The sequence below is a fragment of the Gordonia sp. ABKF26 genome (assembly GCF_041103195.1).
Lineage (GTDB): Bacteria > Actinomycetota > Actinomycetes > Mycobacteriales > Mycobacteriaceae > Gordonia > Gordonia terrae.
The window spans coordinates 2,196,084-2,211,958 of the sequence record NZ_JBGCVZ010000003.1; the positions used below are offsets into that span (position 1 = coordinate 2,196,084).

Consider the following 15,875-nt stretch of genomic DNA (forward strand, 5'->3'; position numbering starts at 1 on the left):
GACGCCGTTATTGTCGGAATGTGAGCAAGAAGCGCAAGCCGGGAGCATCGGTGCCCCGCACCTCCAACTCGAAGTATCAGCCGAGCGCGCCGTCGAACACGATGACGTACGTGCTCGGCGGCGTGGCCATCCTCGTGATCGCGGGCCTCGTCATCGGCGGTATCTGGTGGAGCGGACGCGGTAAGGGCGAGACCGATCAGGCCGCGCTGGCGTCGAGTTCGACGATGATCGTGGGTCCGGAGACCGCGCCGCTGATCGACGTCTTCGAGGACCCCATGTGTCCGGTGTGCAAGGTCTTCGAGCAGCAGTCCGGGCCGGCCATCACCAAGGCCGTCACCGAGGGCAAGCTCCGCGTGCGCTACCACACGCTGCACTTCCTGGACTCGCGATCGGCGACCGGTGACTACAGCTCCCGTGCGGCCGGCGCGCTGGCCTGCGTGGCCGACGAGCAGAACACCGACCTGTTCCTGCGGTTCCACAGTGCGCTGTTCGCCGCGCAGCCGCCCGAGGACGGCACCGGCAACATCACGAGCCCGGAACTCGCACGCATGGCGACCGAACAGGGTGCGACCCCGGCGACCGCGACCTGCATCACCGACAACGCGAAGGTCGCCCAGGCAAAGGAGACCGCGCAGAAGTCGACCGACGAACTGTCGAAGGCGACGGGCGGCCAGGTCGGCACCCCGACCGTGCTGCACGACGGCGAGCCCGTCGACGGCGTCCTCGAGGGCAACGCCTGGCTCGACAGCATCCTGGGTGGTGGCAACTCCTAGAGGGGCAACTCCTGAGTCGCGGGACGCCGACCCGACACCAATCGGGTCGGCGTCCTGGCGATTTGGCTGGTATCGCCGAGATGGTGTAACTTCGCCAGTGCCCTTGAACAGGGCGGAACAACAAAATACGGGGCTATGGCGCAGCTGGTAGCGCACCACACTGGCAGTGTGGGGGTCAGGGGTTCGAGTCCCCTTAGCTCCACCGAACGAAGCCCGTTCCGACTGATGTCGGGACGGGCTTTTCTCATCGGTTGCCACGACTCCAGGCTGGCTGTCGACCGTCCCCACCGCCGATCCCCGGCTCGTCCACCTCAGTATTTGTACCGATGACAGTCGTCACCGCTCCGATGATGCTGTGTCCACCGACACACGGGTTCGGACGGAAGGAACGATCGTGGCAACGACCACCGGATACATCTGGAACACGCTTTATGGCTGGGCGGACACAGGCAGCGGCGGCATCTTCCCGCCCAGCGTCGACGCCCTGACCCAGCCCATCGCGCATCACGTCGCACACCCCGACACCAAGAGGCGGCTCCACGAGTTGATCAGCGCCTCCGGTCTGATCAACTCGCTGCGACAGCTCGAGCCGGCGCCCGCGACCCGCGAGGACGTCCTCCGAGTCCACGACGCCGCCCACTACGACCGTATCGTCACCGAGAGTGCCCTCCCGAAGGGCGGCGACGCCGGTGACGGGGTGTCGCCGTTCGGCAACGGTGGGCACCACATCGCGCTGCTCGCGGCCGGAGGCGCGATCGAGGCCGTTCGCGCGGTGGCCGACGGCACCGTGAGCAACGCCTACGCACTCATCAACCCGCCGGGGCACCACGCCGAGCGCGCCACCGGCCGTGGGTTCTGCATCTTCAACAACGGCGCGATCGCCGCAGCGCACGCGCTCGACGTGCTCGGGATGACACGCGTGGCGATCGTCGACTGGGATGTCCACCACGGCAACGGCGCCCAGGACATCTTCCGCGAGTCGTCGAACGTGTTGAACATCTCGGTGCACCAGGATCGCTGCTTCCCGTCCGACTCTGGGTTCCGCGACGAGCGGGGTTCCGGTGACGGGTTCGGCTTCACCCTCAACGTCCCGCTGCCTCCCGGCGGTGGCAGTGGCGCATACGAATACGCCTTCGACGCGGTGGTCCTGCCCGCGCTGCGCGCCTACCGTCCCGAACTGATCATCGTGGCGAGCGGTTTCGACGCTTCGATGATGGACCCCCTGGCGCGGATGATGTTGCGCGCAGACGGATTCCGATCGCTGGCCAGGAAGATCATCGACGTGGCCGATGAGGTGGCCGGCGGGAGACTCATCTGTCTCCAGGAGGGTGGCTACAGCCCGTACTACGTTCCGTTCTGCGGGCTTGCGGTGGTCGAGGAGCTCGCCGGCGTCTCCACCGGTACCGCCGACGCGTTCGCACCGATCCTGGGTCCCATGGGCGGCGATGACCTGCTCGCCCATGAGCGCGAGGCGGTCGACGCGGCCGCGGAGCTGCTGGCGGATATCACGTAGGGAACGAGTCGCGGTAGATCCGTGCCAGCTCGGCGACGGGCGCTGTCGCGGGGCCGGGGACGACGGTTGCGGTCGCCGTCGCCCTGGCCGCCGCCTCGGTCCGTCGGTCCACCCCGAGCTTGCGTCGGATGTTCACCATGTGCGTGTGCACCGTCCGCGGACTCAGATTCAGTCCCGTGGCGATCGCAACGTCGGTGCGTCCGACCACCAGCCCGCTGAGTACGCGCACCTCCTGTCGACTCAGGTGCCACACCTGTTCGGAGGTCACCGGCCAGGCCGTCACCCTGAGGTCGCCGAAGTCGCCGAGGCGCGAGAGCATCACCCGGTACCAGGTTCCCCGATGCCACCACAGGTGTCGGAGTTCGCCGACGCCGCAGGCGACGAAGTCGTCCACCACATGGACGAAAGCGGCTTCGGTGACGAACGGGACGTCCACCGGACCAGCAGACAGGGTCCGAGCGCCCCGGCGCAGGTAGACGGTGGACGGGGCCGGCACGGCCGAGCCCGCGTCGTCCGACGATGGTCGCCGAATGTTCTCCGACGCCTGGTCCGGTCGCAGGACCAGCGCCAGCAAACCCGACAGGTCGCGGGCCAACGCGCGTTGTGGCGCTGCGAATGCGTCGGGGCGTCGAGCAGAGAAGTGCGCGAGACCCACGTAATCGCCACCGTCGAACAACTCGACCGTCATCCCGTCTGCGAAGCCCTCGGCCCGCAGGTACTGCTCGAACAGCACGGTGCGGGTGAACTCGTCGCGGACCCGTCCACCGACGTCGCTGATCGAGAGAGGCAGGCCGTCTGAGGGGTTGAGTCGGTTCGTGAAACCGACCTCATAATCACGAGGGAACAGGTGTTGCAAGGCCCAGGCCGAACCCGAGGAGTACCCGACCCGGGACACGATACGAGACCGAGCGCCCTCCGGCTGGTGGATGAGCAGCGCGGCGTCGAAGTGCACATGGCCTTGGAGCAGCCGTACTGCCCGCGTCAACTGACCTCGCGTCAGATCGGTTGCCGGATCGCCCATTTGGCCAGTGTAGTGACTCGACGCGGGCGCCGCGGGAAGTCGGTCACATCACGTCGGCGCGATCCGCGGCAACATTCCGACGCGACGGCGGGGACAGTGCTGCGGCGAGGTCGCGACGGTCAATCGCGCCCGATGCCCACGGGCATGGGGAGTATCTCGACGCGGGCGAGGCCGGAGGTGACGGCCGGGTCGGCGGCACTGATCGCCCGGACCGCGTCCTCGGAATCTGCGCGCACGACGCCCAGGCCCCAGTTCCCGGCCGGGTCGACCACCGGTCCGAAGATGACTGCGGTGCCGTCGGCGAGGAGACCCGACCAGTACGCGCTGTGTCGGCCCATGATGGCGGCCTCGTCGTCGGACATGTCCCCGGGACCGAAGGTGGGCCTGGGTGGGACGAGTTTGTACACGAAGTGGGACATGCGATGAGCCTCCTGTGATCAGGGGAGTGTGGATTCGATGGCGGCGACCGACGCCGCCAGGGCTGCGGCCCAGCCGCCGGAGTACGCGCCGGAGCTGTAACCGCCGGGGGTGGCGCAGTCTTCGCGCAACTGGTCCTCGGTGAGATGCTCCCAGCCGCGGTGCTCCACGGACACTCGCGTCAGTGTCGGACCGAGAGCGGTGAACGCCAGCTCGACCTCGGTCGGCGCCGGGGTGTTCAGCCACGACATGACGAATCGATTCGGGGGCTCCCACACCGCGAGGCGGCCCCATTCGGCGGTGGTGCCGTCGTCCCAGGTCTCGTACACCCGCCCGCCGGTGTACTCGTCGATAGTCACGGTGCGGGCCCGGTCCCCACCGATCGACATCGGTTGTAGCGGCCACCAGACCCCGATCGTCCGGACGAACGTGGTGAAGACATGGTCGAGATCGCTGCGGACAGTGGTGGATCGGCGGATCGGTGGGCGGCGCAGCGGGAGAACGGAACCCTCGCCGGGGGACTCGCCGGTCGCGCGCTCACCCGGCACGGTTCACCTCGTCGTCGGTCAGCCCGCGTTCGGCCTCTACCAGCTGCCGCGCGACGTCGAGGGATGACGCCCACATGTCGTCGAGCAGGTCGCGCAGTCGGTCGATGCCCTCGGGTCGGGTGCGGTAGATGCGCCGCGTTCCCTCGCGCCGTTCGGCGAGCAATCCGGCGTCCTTCAGCACCGTGAGGTGCTGGGAGATCGCGGTACGGCTGACATCGAAGCGTGCGGCGATCTCGCCCGCCGAAAGCTCTGCGCCGGAGACGAGTTCGAGGATGGCGCGGCGCCGGGGCTCGGCCATCGCGCGCAGGGCCTCGTCGACGCCCGGCGCCTTGTCGGTCATGTCGGGAGTCCGATCGCTTTGCTGCCGAGTGTCACGGCCCGGTCGAGGGAGGTCTGCAGGTCGTCGATGCGGGGGTCGTGAGAGGTGTTCTCGAAGAACACGACCGGTGCTCCCATGGTGACTCCTTGTGCCAGATTCGTCGTTCACGACTAACGTTAGCGTTTGCTGACACATCTCCGCAGGGAATCGAGGAGATCCGGTGGCCGGCGGATCGCTGGTCACGGTGGGACGAGTCGACCGGACGTACAGTGACCGTGTCGCGAGCCGATCCCGCAGGAGAAGAGATGACGACGACAGCGCCCCCGGTGTGGCTGCTCCTTCCCGGAACCCCGATGTCACCCGCAGTCTGGGACGGCGTGCGGGCTCAACTGTCCGGGAACGGGCACGTGATCACCCCCGAGATGGTGCCTCCGCCTGGCTACAGAGGTTTCGGTCTGCAGCAACGGCTTGCCGCCGAAGTCGCGCAGTCGGCTGCGGTTGAGGCGCCCTGGCATGTGGTGGGCCATTCCTTCGGTGGGCAGGTCGCACTCGAACTCGCGATCGCGCGGCCCGATCTCGTCTCGCGCCTCACCCTGTTGTGCACGCGGGACACGCCTTTCCCGGCATTCGACGCGGTGGCCGCCGCCGTCGAAGTGGGGTCCGTCGACGTCGACGGCACACTCGGACGCTGGTTCAGCGCAGACGAATTGCGCAACGACGGACCGGTCGTCCGCTACGCTCGCGAGGCCGTGGCCGCAGCGGACCACGCGTCCTGGGCGTCGGCGCTCCGCGCGATCGCCCACTTCGACTGTTCGCAACGCACGGCGTCGATCTCATGCCCGGTGACCGTGCTCGCGGCCGAACACGACACGGTGTCCGACGTCGCCTCCATGGAAGCCATGCATCGTCGGATACCGGGATCGGACTTCATCGTCCGTGCCGACGCCTGGCACATGAGCATCTTCGACGACCCGGTTGCGTTGGCGCAGATGCTCCTCGGCGAGCGGAGGTAACTCTAGGCAGCGTCGGTGATGATCTGTCGCTGCGCCGTGAACATCTCGGCCAGGTTGTTGTTGACCTCGGGGTCCGCGGCGGGCGGGGTGTCGTCGACGGTGTTGTGCGTGACCGAGAACGACACGCCCCGCTCCTCGCCGATCACGATGATTCCCGCCAGGTTGAGCTGGAATTCACCGACCTCGTACGCGCCGGTCATCCGTACCGCCTTGTAGTCACTGTCTATCGGCAGCTCGACCTCGTCGAGCGTGAGCGCAACCGGGACATCACCGTCGTCGAGTGTCAGGTTGAACGACGAACAGGCGGAAACGATCTCGTCGAAGTCGTCATAACCGTTGTCGGCCGGTTTGGTCACGTCGGCACTGTAGTTGTCGAGTCCGAAGAGGATCTCGCTCGACGACGAGGTCTCGGTGAGCTCACGTTCGGCTCGTTCGCCGGTGGTCTGCTGCGAGTCGACCAGCGTTGCGCACTTCTCGTTGTCCACGGTGCTGCCGTCGTCGTCGGTGCTACCCGTCTCGGTGGTGAAATCGCCAGTGATGTCCGGGAACTGGTCCTCGGGCAGGACGAGATCGAGCGCCGAGGCGGTCGGTGGCGATGGCTCGTCCTCGCCCCCGCTCAGGGTGAGGGCCAGTACCACCGCCACGACGACGATCACGATGAGGACGACTCCGCCGCCGCCGATGAACCACCATTTCTTGCCGCCGCCGGAAGACGGGGGCGGCGGCTGCTGACCGACGGGTTGCTGGCCGTATGGCTGTTGACCGAACGGTTGTTGACCGAAAGGTTGGCCGTACGGCTGCTGTCCGAAAGGTTGTTGGCCGTATGGCTGTTGACCGTAGGGCTGCCCGCCCTGCGGCGGCTGACCCGGAGTCGCGTGCGGTCCACCGGGTTGGTGACCGCCGGCCGGCGGCCATCCGGGTTGCTGCGGCCCCTGCGGACCCATGGCGGTCGGCTGATTGGGGTCGTAGGGACTGCCCACGGTCGGCTCCTCACGGTCGGTGACCTCGGGAGATTACCGCGCGCGACGCTCGGGGAGATCGGCTTTCATGCGACCGAATGAGCGACGCGCGACCATCGGCCCGACCGGTCACCGGAGCGCGGGCGGCGGGTATTTCGGCTCGTACAAGGTGATCTGCCCGGCGCCGGGAACCTTGATCCCGACGGTCACGCCCCATCCCTCGTCGGTCGGAGCGCCGACGAATTCGGCGCCCCGCGCGGAGAGTTCGTGCATCGTCGACTCGAGGTCGTCGCACATGAACGAGACATCGAACTTCTGATCGGTGCGGCCGGCGGTCCCTTCGTGCTCCCACTTGTCGGGGTGCGCGCCCAACTCGCTGGGGCCGGTCTGGAAGATCAGCCATCCGCCACCGGTGTCGACGTGCGGGAAGGCGAGGACGTCGCGAAAAAAGGCGCGGGCGGCCTCCGGGTCGTCGCAGTAGATCAGTGTGTGTACCGCGGTGATCATGGCGGCCAGAGTAGTCGGACCACCGGCGGAACCGGCCGGAATGCCCCGCTCAGGGGCGCGGCACCCCGATGGGATTGGGGAAGGGGATCACGCCACGATCGACGAGCGCACGTGACAGCGACCGGAGGACCCGGACGGTCCAGTCGGAGTCGGGCAGGAAACGGACGCTCGAATTGGCGAGGTGGTCGGTGGTCGCCTCGACCTGTTCACGAAGGGCGGCGCCGCGGTCGGTCAGAGTTCCGTCGCCAGAGAGGATTCCGATGTCCTCGAGGGAGCGGCGTGCGCTGTCCCACTGGTGGTCGGTCCAGCCGCGATTGTCCTGGATGAGCGTCCGGTCGACGTGCCCGCCGGCGATGTGGGTCATCGACGCCTGCAGTCCGGTCAGGCCGGCGGCGGTAGCGGCCGCGACATGACCGTCGCCGCGGTGTTCACGGAGAACGGTGGTGGCCAACCACAATCGCCCCAGCATCGACGCCGGTCGGGCAACGGAACTCCACGCGGCGGCCAGAGCCCGCCCGTCGTGGGAGAGGGCGTCGACAGCACGTTCCAGATTGTCGGTGGCCCGGCGCAGGTCATCGGTCGATCCGGCCGACGCGTGCTCACCGAGGACTCGCTCGGCGGCGTCGAAACGAGCGTCGAGGGCATCCCGCGGAGTGATGCGAGTCCACACCTTGGGGATCGCTCGGGCGACCATCGCCGGGGCGAACCCGTAGAACAGCGCCGAGACCACTTCCGGCGGCGTCGCGCCGAGCGGGGCGGCGCGCCCGGCGAAGTAGCCGTTCCACCAGCCGGTCAGCCCGCTCTCGGCCATGACAGTCGCGAACAGCGGATCGAAGTAGCAGATCGCGTGGATCGGCTCGTAGGCCCGCCACAGGGTCCGCTCGGGGTTCACGTCTGACAGAGTCATCGGTTGCGTCACCTTCCCTGCGACTGGCCGCACCCCAGATCTACCGGATCGTTCGGCCCCGCGTTTCGTCGGGCGGTGCTCGACGCGGATGACCATTCGACCGGGACGCGGCGGATCGGTCGGTGGTTCGGGAATTTCTCGTCCTCGTGAGCGTCCTCCGAGGGCAATATGCCCTTCGACCCTGCTGAGGTGGACGGAAATCGAGGCGCGGCGGGTCGTGGTGTGGGTCGTGAGGACCCTCCGAGGCGCTCACCGGCCCGGCTCGCCGATGCGCACGACCTGCGCCCAGTCGGGTGGCGCCGACCCACCGCCGGAATAGGTGCCACCGGCGTATGCGGCCACGGGTGAGGCGTTGAGCGGGGCGTACGCGCGATACTCGCGAGCGAAGAGCCCGACGATGGTGCGGCAGGCGGGCCGGTGACTCGGCCATGGAGTGTGTCCGTCGGTCAGTGCGACGACAACGTCGGGTCGGGTACGCAGGGCGGCGTCGAACCCGGAACGCAGGTCGGTCCCGCCGCCGCCGTGTAGCGGGATGCTCTCCGCACGGCAGATGGGTTGTGCGACATGCGCCGCGGCGTCGCACGACACCACGGTGAGCAGATCGCGTCGGCCGCTGAGGGCACGTGCGATCGCGGCGACCTCGAGCAGCGCGCTGCCGAGTTCGGCGTCGCTGACCGATCCCGAGGTGTCGATCACGACACTCACCTTCGGCGGGGTCCGTCGAAGACTGGGCACGATCACACCGGGCAGCGCGACCGACCGCCTCGCCGGCCGCCCGAAGGTGTAGTCGTCGCCGACGCCGGAGGTCGACACCGCGGCCCGGATCGCGGCGCCCAACAGGGCCTGCCATGGCTGCGGCGGGTGCACGGCATCGTGCGCCCACCGCCGCCAGCCGGCCGGGACATCGCCTGCGCGGTCGGAGATCGCCGTCGCGACCTTGAACCGGACGGCGTCGCGTTCCTGGCCGCTCAGACCATCGGCGCCCTCCGGCCCCCGTTCCCACTCGCGATGTCGGCCGTCGCCTCCGCTACCGCATTCGAGCCAGGCCATCGCCTCGGTCCGCGGACCCAGACTGAACCAGCGGAGGTAGTCCTCCATCAGCAATCCGGTGTCCAGGTCGAGTGCGGACGGGTGCACTGCGTCGTCGGGCGTGACAAGCCCGGACCCGTACACGTCGTCGTTGATCTCGAAGTCGGCGGCGATGTTCATCCGCAACCGTTCCGCCGGGCTGTCGAAGCCGTGATCCTCGGCGTACCGGTCGGACCGGGCGGCGTGATCCCGGAGGAGATGTGACACCTCGTGCACCAGGAGAGCGGCGATCTCCTCCTCGGGTCGGCTCGCGACGAACGCCGGCGACAGGTAGCAGCGCCAATAGCGGTCGACGCTCATGGTCGGGACGAGCGGCGACTCGATGAGGTGCAGGGCGTAGAGCGCGGTTGCCATGTACGGCCGTGCGCGCACCGCGTGCAGGCGCGCCGCGTAGATCTTGTCTGAGACCGACACCGATGGCGCCGCCACCAATGCTTCGGTCACCGTCATCGCATCCGGTCCTGTCCTGGGCGCGCGGCGACCCGGTCGGCGGCCTCATCGGCCGCGCGGGACACCGACACCACCCCCGCCAGTCGGTCGATGGTGTCGGGGATCTGCCAGTCGTCCCGTCGTAGCGTCGCCAGGGTGGCCGCCGGAACCACCACGAGATCAGGTGCGCCGGTCTGGACCGCGACGGCCAGCACCTCCCATGCGGCGTCCCACCGGGTCCGATCGGGGCGACGCCGGACCGCGGCGACGACGGCGTCGAGTGTCGCCTGACGCAGGTCACCTCGCTCGGGGAGTTGCGCCGCTGACGGATCGGCGAGCAGCGTTTCTGGATCCGGCAGATCCATGTGATCCATACTCGCCAGCAATTCGAAGCCGGGCCCGTCGCCCACCGTGCCGCGGACCAACAGCGACAGGACGTCGGATGACGCCGACGCGGCGGTGGCGAACGCGATCAGTCGCACCGTCGCGGCCCAACTTCGCGGCGAGGGCCAGGCGCCGCCCCGACGGGTTTGGCTCCCGGGGAGCTGATGGACCAGCGCGGGACGCGCCGCCAGCAACGTGCACACGGCTCGGCGCGCGAAATCGACTGCACTGGGGAATTTCTCCGCGTCCAGGGTCGGCAGGTCCGTCGTGGGCCAGGTGCCGCCGAGGCCGCGGACCACGACGTCGTGATCGTGGGTCCAGTGCAGATGGACGAAACGGTTGGCGAGCGGTGCACTCAGCTCCCAGCCGTCCGCCGCCGACGACGGCGGGTTGGCGGCGGCGACGATCCGCACATCGGGAGGCAACTGCAGAGCGCCCACTCGTCTCTCGAGCACCAGTCGCAGGAGCGCCGCCTGTACTGCCGGAGGTGCCGTGGAGAGCTCGTCGAGGAAGAGCAACCCGCGGCCGGCGTCGGCGAGACGAACGGCCCAGTCCGGTGGTGCCATGGGAACGCCCCGGGTGGCCGGGTCATCCCCGATGATGGGTAGCCCGGAGAAGTCCGAGGGCTCGTGAACGCTCGCGATCACCGTCGTGAGTGGCAGGTCCAGGGACTCGGCGAGTTGTGTCAGTGCCGCGGTCTTGCCGATCCCCGGTTCACCCCACAGCAGGACCGGGAGGTCGGCGGCCACCGCGAGCGTGAGCGCTTCGAGCTGGTCATGGGTCCGCTGTTCGGTGGTCGTCTCCTCGAGCATCGCGAGGAGCGAGGCGGCCCTGTCGAGTTCGGCCCTGCCGAGGTATGTCGAATGGGCCTCGGTGGCCGTGATGTCAGTGGCTGTGGTGACAGTGGGCATGGTGTGTGTGGACATGATTCACCTAGGGGTGGGAGAAGTGGGGGTGTTGTCGGCGTCAGAGTTGAGTTGCGTGGCGCGGACGGGCGCGCCGACGCCGACCGCGGTGGTGACGACGGCGGGGCCCGCCCGGAACCGGCTGCGGAACAGGATCTGTCGCCCCGGCGCGATACGCGTCGTAGATCTCCTGTTGCGCGCGGGTGCGTTCGACCGCATCACGCAGCGGCCCGTTCCGCAGGGTCGCCTCCGGGCCGAGTAGTCGTTCCACGATCGCCAGTGCGCCGTCGATGTCGCCGAAGTCGAGTCGTTCTCGTACTCCGGCGAGGCAATCGGGCCGCCGGTGGGCGCGGTCGATGGCCTGCAGGCAGGGCAGGGGTGTGCCCGTGAGTGAGGCCAGCATCTCCTCGCGGCGGATCTCGTCGCGGTCGTGATCGAGGGCCGAGAGAAGTCCGTCGGCGATCCCGATGCGATGTAGCTCGCCCCGACATCGCACCGCATGAAAGCCGTTTCCGTTCAGCTCTTCTCGATCACGAGGTGCCGAGGTGCACTCGGGCGTGAGCGCGGCCGCCACCAGCGGGTGCAACCGATCGGGTGTGATCGCGCCGTGTCGGATCAGTTCGAGATCCGGAAGCGTCCTGGTCGCGGCGTCGGGAAGAACCGGCAGAGCCGTGATCCCTCCCGCAGGGGGGTCGACGACCCACCGGGTGGCGTCGAGATCGTCGATGTCGGTGTGCAGGAACAGTTCTCGACCGGATCCGAGCCGTATCCGCACGCACCCTGACCGACGGCCGTCGGCGCGGAGGACCAAGGCGGCTTCGGCTGCCCATCGATCGACGGCGCATCCGTCGGGCGGGTCACTCGGCGGGGGCGGGGTCGGCGGTGACGGTGATGAGGAGGCACCGCAACGCATTCGGAGTTCTCCTGTGCGGCGGACGTCCCACAGGTGACGATGCAGGTCGAGCCGGTATCTGCGGTCCGGCCGGGGGTGTGGATGGGGGACGGGCGTCGACCCGTCCCACAGGGTCAGCGTCACTCGCTGTCCGGCGTCGGCCCACCGCGGTGCGGTCCGTGCCACGAGATATACCGAACCTGCTGTGCCGAAACGGTTTCCGGGATCGTGTCCATATCGGGCAAGTGCGATGGTGAGGCCAGGGCGCAGGTGTCCGGCGGGGCCCATCCGCGGCAGATGCCAACGCAGCAGGTCGGGCGCGAGATGGAGGAGGTCGTCCTGAAGGTGTTCGGCCAGGTCGGCGCCGCACCTTCGGCGCACGGCGTCCAGATCGATGTCGGCGTCGAAACCTGCTGCGGCGCAAGCGCCGATCCAGTCGGCGGCACGACGCGCAGCGGTGGCGGCGTCGATCATGGAGGGTGGTACCGCGAATTGACGGGCGCGGAGCCAGGGGGCGAGGCGGGGAGGAATTCCAGTCGTGGGCGGGAGGCGCATCAGCACTCACCGCGCACGACGTGGACCCCCAATCTTTGTTCAGAGGAAGTCAACACCTGACGAAATATACCGTGTCGCAGTCCTCTTGGCCAGAGGGGTGGCTTCCGCGGCCTGTCCCGGATACCCGGACGGTCAGTTCACAGCCTGGGCGACCAGTGTTGCGATGGTCTTCTCGGCGTCGGTGTCCAATGCACTGACCGCGAATGACGTGGGCCAGAAGCCGCCGTCGTCGAGGTTCGCGTTCTGGGTGAAGCCGAAGGTGGAGTAGCGTTCCTTGTCGTCCTGGCCGCTCCGGAAGAAGCACACCACTTTGCCCTTCAGCGCGTAGGCCGGTTGCCCGTACCAGAGTTTCGGCGCCAGGTCCGGCGCGGTCGCGGTCACGATCGCGTGGATGCGTTCGGCCAGCGCGCGATCGGCCGGCTCCATGTTCTCCAGTTTGGCGAGCAGATCGAGTTCCTCGGCCGCGCGCTTGTTGCCGCGCCCGCGGGCCTTCTCCTTCTCGAGTTCCGCCGCACGCTCCTTCATCGCGGCACGTTCCTGGTCGGAGAATCCTCCCGAGTCGCCCATTCGCATTCCTTTCGTGGTCAACGCCCCGGTGCCGAGGCGTTTCCCACGGTAGTGCGGGTCGGGCCGCAGAGCTTCTCGATTCCGAACCGATGGGGCAGGTGGGCGCGTTTCACACCCGGCCGCGCAGGATTGCGTTCCAGTAGAGGCGCGGCAGGACGTAACGGTCGAAGGCCCACGCGCTCCGACGCGGTTTGAGCGGGTCGATCACCGACGGCAACGACGACGTCAGTGTTCCGTCGCGGTCGAACTCGGCGGCGATCAGATGGTGGGCGTCGGTCGCGATCGGAGCGACCGTGTACCCGTCGTAGGCCGTCAGTTCCTCGCCGGCCCGCGCCGCGGCGAGATTGTCGACGAGCACCGCGATCTGTCGTCGCAGCCCGCCGCCGGACGGGTCGGTGGCGATCGCGGCCCCGTCGCCGGCGCCCCAGACCGACGGGTGGGTCCGGTGTCGGAGGGTGTGCGGGTCGATGTCGACGAGTCCCCGGTCGCGGGTGCCGGACAGGCCCGAGTCGGTGACCAGGTCGGGTCCACGGAACGGCGGCACGAGATGCAGCATGTCGTAGTGCACGTCCTGCGTGTCCGAGCCCGTCACCACGGTGACCCGGCGATCGACCGGGTGGAGCCGGACGGAGCTGTCGAGCAGGACGCGGACGCCGAGTTCGTCGAGGCACTCCGACAGACGGGCATCGAGGCCGTCGACGCCGAGCAGATGCGGCCGGTCGACGGTCAGGGTGATGTCGAGGGATTCGAGTATTCCGGCCCGCCGCCACTGGGCGGCGGCGAGGAACAACGGTTTGAGGGTGGTGCCGGTGCAGCTGACCGGCGGACGCGGGACGGTGAACACGGCGCGTCCGCCCCGCGGCATCGAGGTCACCAGATCCCACGTCTGTTCGGCTCGGTCGAGATAGTTGCTGGCGACCGCCGGGTCGGCGATCGCGAGGTCGATCCCCGGCATCGCGTCGTGATCCGGCACGAGTCCGACGGCCAGGATGAGGTCTCGGTAGCCGATGTCGACGCCCGAGGCACAGCGGATCGTTCGCTTGCCCGCGTCGACGACGACAGCCGTGTCCCGCAGCCAGGTCACCCCGTCCGGCGTGACCGATCGCTGTGTGCGCTCGGCGTCACGAAGCGACGCCTGGCCGCCGCCGACATAGGACAGGAGCGGGCGGTAGGTGTGCACGGCCTGCGGTTCGATCACCGCGACGTCGGGAAAGCCCAGGCGCAGCAGGCGCGCCGCTGCGCTGAGGCCGGCATTCCCGCCGCCGATGACGACGACGTCGAAGTGTCGGGTCTCACGAGTTGAGGTCATGCGTGGGGATACCCGGCCGGGCTGTCGGGAAAACCGGGGGACACGGCCGTGCCGCCCGCCGGGTCCTCGTCGGCCGCGGCCAGGGTGCGACCATGGACCGATGACCGCCACGCTCGTCGCCAAGGACGTCGCCGGGGGATATGCCCACCGCGTTCTGTTCGATCACCTCGATCTCACCGTGGCCCCCGGGGACGTGATCGGCGTGGTCGGTGCGAACGGAGCCGGGAAGACCACGCTTCTGCGGGTCCTCGCCGGTGACCTCGCTCCTCTGGAGGGCACGATCACCCGGGCGCCGTCCGACGCCTTCGTCGGTTGGCTGCCACAGGAGCACGAGCGACTTCCCGGGGAAGTCGTGCGCGCTTATGTGGCACGCCGTACCGGGTGCGCGGCGGCCACTGCGGCGATGGACGCCGCGGCCGACGCGCTGGCCGATCCTGGCACGGCGACGTCGGCAGACCCGGCCGAGGTCTACGCGGCCGCGCTGGACCACTGGCTGGCCACCGGGGCGGCCGATCTCGACGAGCGACTGCCCGCCGTTCTCGCGGATCTCGGTCTCGGCGACGGCGTCATCGACCCGGACGCCACGCTGATGACGGATCTGTCCGGTGGCCAGGCCGCGCGGGTCGGGCTCGCCGCGCTGCTGTGTTCTCGGTTCGACATCGTGCTCCTCGACGAACCGACCAACGACCTCGACCTCGACGGTCTCGCGCGGCTGGAGGAGGTCGTGGCCGGGATGCGTGGCGGCGTCGTCCTCGTCAGTCACGATCGAGAGTTCCTCGCGCGCAGCGTCACCCGCGTGCTCGAACTCGACCTCGCGCAGCACACCAACACCGTGTACGGCGGTGGTTACGAGAGCTACCTCGAGGAACGTGCCGTCGCCCGGCGCCACCGCCGCGAGGAATACGAGGAGTTCGCGGCCAAGAAGGCCGATCTCGTCGCCCGGGCGCGGACGCAACGCGAATGGTCGAGTCAGGGCGTCCGCAACGCCATGCGCAAGGCGCCGGACAACGACAAGATCCGACGCCGCGCCGCAACGGAATCCAGCGAGAAGCAGGCGCAGAAGGTCCGGCAGATGGAGAGTCGGATCGCGCGGCTGGACGAGGTCGCCGAGCCGCGCAAGGAATGGGTGCTCGAGTTCACCATCGGCTCTGCCCCACGCTCCAGTTCGGTGGTCGCCACACTCAACGAAGCGGTTGTGCGGCAGGGTGATTTCGTGCTGGGGCCGGTGTCGTTGCAGGTGAATGCCGGCGAACGAATCGGCATCACCGGCCACAACGGTGCCGGCAAGACGACGCTGCTGCGACTGCTTCTCGGGCGGGTCGAACCCGATGAGGGAACGGCGCAACTCGGAGCCAACGTCGCGATCGGTGAGATCGACCAGGCGCGTGGCCAGTTCACCGGCACCCGGCCGCTCGCCGAACGATTCGAGGCCCTCGTGCCCGAATACTCCACCGCCGACGTGCGCACCCTGCTCGCCAAGTTCGGTCTGCGGGCCGATCACGTCGACCGGCCGGTCGGCGAGCTGTCACCGGGCGAGCGCACCCGGGCCGGACTGGCACTGCTCCAGGCGCGCGGCACCAATGTCCTCGTCCTCGACGAGCCGACCAACCACCTCGACCTGCCGGCCATCGAACAACTCGAGTCCGCGCTCGATTCCTACGACGGCGCAGTGCTTCTCGTGACCCACGATCGGCGCATGTTGGAGAACGTCCATGTCGACCGGCACTGGGACGTCGACGGCGGCCGGGTCAGCGAGCGCTGAGGTCCT

The 15,875-nt window shown here is 68.7% G+C and carries 16 protein-coding genes and 1 tRNA gene; 5 read left to right on the forward strand and 12 right to left on the reverse strand.

The window, feature by feature from the left end; genetic code table 11:
- Positions 1–20 precede the first annotated feature (20 nt).
- The 3 genes from AB4Z55_RS10195 (at position 21) to AB4Z55_RS10205 (ending at position 2,286) form a co-directional block, all read left to right on the forward strand.
- The gene (locus tag AB4Z55_RS10195; protein ID WP_004023680.1) at positions 21–773 is read left to right on the forward strand and encodes a DsbA family protein; all 753 of its coding nucleotides are present in this window, start codon (positions 21–23) and stop codon (positions 771–773) included.
- Between the two features lie 129 nt (positions 774–902).
- Positions 903–975, forward strand: a tRNA-Ala gene (locus AB4Z55_RS10200).
- A 192-nt stretch (positions 976–1,167) separates the two neighbouring features.
- Positions 1,168–2,286 (forward strand): class II histone deacetylase, encoded by a 1,119-nt coding sequence (locus tag AB4Z55_RS10205; RefSeq protein ID WP_369519656.1) that lies wholly within the window; start codon positions 1,168–1,170, stop codon positions 2,284–2,286.
- Here AB4Z55_RS10205 and AB4Z55_RS10210 read toward each other — a convergent pair.
- The 4 genes from AB4Z55_RS10210 to AB4Z55_RS10225 form a co-directional block, all read right to left on the reverse strand.
- The gene (locus AB4Z55_RS10210; RefSeq protein WP_369519657.1) at positions 2,279–3,307 is read right to left on the reverse strand and encodes a LuxR C-terminal-related transcriptional regulator; all 1,029 of its coding nucleotides are present in this window, start codon (positions 3,305–3,307) and stop codon (positions 2,279–2,281) included. The genes AB4Z55_RS10205 and AB4Z55_RS10210 overlap by 8 nt on opposite strands.
- Before the next feature lie 119 nt (positions 3,308–3,426).
- Entirely contained in the window at positions 3,427–3,726 is a 300-nt protein-coding gene (locus AB4Z55_RS10215) for a YciI family protein (RefSeq protein WP_064571669.1), read from the reverse strand.
- A gap of 18 nt (positions 3,727–3,744) precedes the next feature.
- Complete coding sequence (locus AB4Z55_RS10220) at positions 3,745–4,272, reverse strand: hypothetical protein (RefSeq protein ID WP_248643170.1); 528 nt, start codon at positions 4,270–4,272, stop codon at positions 3,745–3,747.
- Positions 4,262–4,612, reverse strand: a complete 351-nt coding sequence (locus tag AB4Z55_RS10225) for an ArsR/SmtB family transcription factor (protein WP_369519658.1) — start codon at positions 4,610–4,612, stop codon at positions 4,262–4,264. The genes AB4Z55_RS10220 and AB4Z55_RS10225 overlap by 11 nt, the downstream gene beginning before the upstream one ends.
- 284 nt (positions 4,613–4,896) lie before the next feature.
- Here AB4Z55_RS10225 and AB4Z55_RS10230 point away from each other — a divergent pair, with 284 nt between their 5' ends.
- On the forward strand, positions 4,897–5,604 hold the full coding sequence (locus AB4Z55_RS10230) for an alpha/beta fold hydrolase (RefSeq protein ID WP_369519659.1): 708 nt from the start codon (positions 4,897–4,899) through the stop codon (positions 5,602–5,604).
- Between the two features lie 2 nt (positions 5,605–5,606).
- Here AB4Z55_RS10230 and AB4Z55_RS10235 read toward each other — a convergent pair whose 3' ends face one another.
- The 8 genes from AB4Z55_RS10235 to AB4Z55_RS10270 all read right to left on the reverse strand — a co-directional run bounded on the left by AB4Z55_RS10235 (position 5,607) and on the right by AB4Z55_RS10270 (position 14,107).
- Positions 5,607–6,584, reverse strand: coding sequence for a hypothetical protein (locus tag AB4Z55_RS10235; RefSeq protein ID WP_369519660.1), 978 nt, complete (start codon positions 6,582–6,584; stop codon positions 5,607–5,609).
- 108 nt (positions 6,585–6,692) lie between these two features.
- Entirely contained in the window at positions 6,693–7,070 is a 378-nt protein-coding gene (locus AB4Z55_RS10240) for a VOC family protein (RefSeq protein WP_064571672.1), read from the reverse strand.
- 49 nt (positions 7,071–7,119) lie between these two features.
- Positions 7,120–7,977, reverse strand: coding sequence for a hypothetical protein (locus AB4Z55_RS10245; RefSeq protein ID WP_369519661.1), 858 nt, complete (start codon positions 7,975–7,977; stop codon positions 7,120–7,122).
- 249 nt (positions 7,978–8,226) lie between these two features.
- The gene (locus tag AB4Z55_RS10250) at positions 8,227–9,516 is read right to left on the reverse strand and encodes a VWA-like domain-containing protein (RefSeq protein ID WP_369519662.1); all 1,290 of its coding nucleotides are present in this window, start codon (positions 9,514–9,516) and stop codon (positions 8,227–8,229) included.
- A complete protein-coding gene (locus tag AB4Z55_RS10255; protein ID WP_369520997.1) occupies positions 9,513–10,691 on the reverse strand; it encodes an AAA family ATPase in 1,179 nt (392 codons plus the stop codon). The genes AB4Z55_RS10250 and AB4Z55_RS10255 overlap by 4 nt, the downstream gene beginning before the upstream one ends.
- A gap of 154 nt (positions 10,692–10,845) precedes the next feature.
- Positions 10,846–12,150: a hypothetical protein gene (locus AB4Z55_RS10260; protein WP_369519663.1), complete on the reverse strand. Its 1,305-nt coding sequence runs from the start codon at positions 12,148–12,150 to the stop codon at positions 10,846–10,848.
- Positions 12,151–12,363: 213 nt separating this feature from the next.
- Positions 12,364–12,798 (reverse strand): DUF1801 domain-containing protein, encoded by a 435-nt coding sequence (locus AB4Z55_RS10265; protein WP_369519664.1) that lies wholly within the window; start codon positions 12,796–12,798, stop codon positions 12,364–12,366.
- Between the two features lie 109 nt (positions 12,799–12,907).
- The gene (locus AB4Z55_RS10270; protein WP_101821108.1) at positions 12,908–14,107 is read right to left on the reverse strand and encodes an NAD(P)/FAD-dependent oxidoreductase; all 1,200 of its coding nucleotides are present in this window, start codon (positions 14,105–14,107) and stop codon (positions 12,908–12,910) included.
- A gap of 100 nt (positions 14,108–14,207) precedes the next feature.
- On the opposite strand from AB4Z55_RS10270, the gene abc-f reads away from it, so the two are divergent.
- The gene (gene abc-f, locus AB4Z55_RS10275) at positions 14,208–15,869 is read left to right on the forward strand and encodes a ribosomal protection-like ABC-F family protein (RefSeq protein ID WP_248643158.1); all 1,662 of its coding nucleotides are present in this window, start codon (positions 14,208–14,210) and stop codon (positions 15,867–15,869) included.
- Positions 15,870–15,875: the final 6 nt, after the last annotated feature.

Bases quoted from the DNA above. Each gene is read 5' to 3' on its own strand.
- AB4Z55_RS10210 (WP_369519657.1), bottom strand. From the start codon at position 3,307: ATGGGCGATCCGGCAACCGATCTGACGCGAGGTCAGTTGACGCGGGCA.
- AB4Z55_RS10215 (WP_064571669.1), bottom strand. From the start codon at position 3,726: ATGTCCCACTTCGTGTACAAACTCGTCCCACCCAGGCCCACCTTCGGT.
- AB4Z55_RS10225 (WP_369519658.1), bottom strand. From the start codon at position 4,612: ATGACCGACAAGGCGCCGGGCGTCGACGAGGCCCTGCGCGCGATGGCC.
- AB4Z55_RS10230 (WP_369519659.1), top strand. From the start codon at position 4,897: ATGACGACGACAGCGCCCCCGGTGTGGCTGCTCCTTCCCGGAACCCCG.
- AB4Z55_RS10240 (WP_064571672.1), bottom strand. From the start codon at position 7,070: ATGATCACCGCGGTACACACACTGATCTACTGCGACGACCCGGAGGCC.
- AB4Z55_RS10245 (WP_369519661.1), bottom strand. From the start codon at position 7,977: ATGACTCTGTCAGACGTGAACCCCGAGCGGACCCTGTGGCGGGCCTAC.
- AB4Z55_RS10250 (WP_369519662.1), bottom strand. From the start codon at position 9,516: ATGACGGTGACCGAAGCATTGGTGGCGGCGCCATCGGTGTCGGTCTCA.
- AB4Z55_RS10255 (WP_369520997.1), bottom strand. From the start codon at position 10,691: ATGCTCGAGGAGACGACCACCGAACAGCGGACCCATGACCAGCTCGAA.
- AB4Z55_RS10260 (WP_369519663.1), bottom strand. From the start codon at position 12,150: ATGATCGACGCCGCCACCGCTGCGCGTCGTGCCGCCGACTGGATCGGC.
- AB4Z55_RS10265 (WP_369519664.1), bottom strand. From the start codon at position 12,798: ATGGGCGACTCGGGAGGATTCTCCGACCAGGAACGTGCCGCGATGAAG.
- AB4Z55_RS10270 (WP_101821108.1), bottom strand. From the start codon at position 14,107: ATGACCTCAACTCGTGAGACCCGACACTTCGACGTCGTCGTCATCGGC.
- abc-f (WP_248643158.1), top strand. From the start codon at position 14,208: ATGACCGCCACGCTCGTCGCCAAGGACGTCGCCGGGGGATATGCCCAC.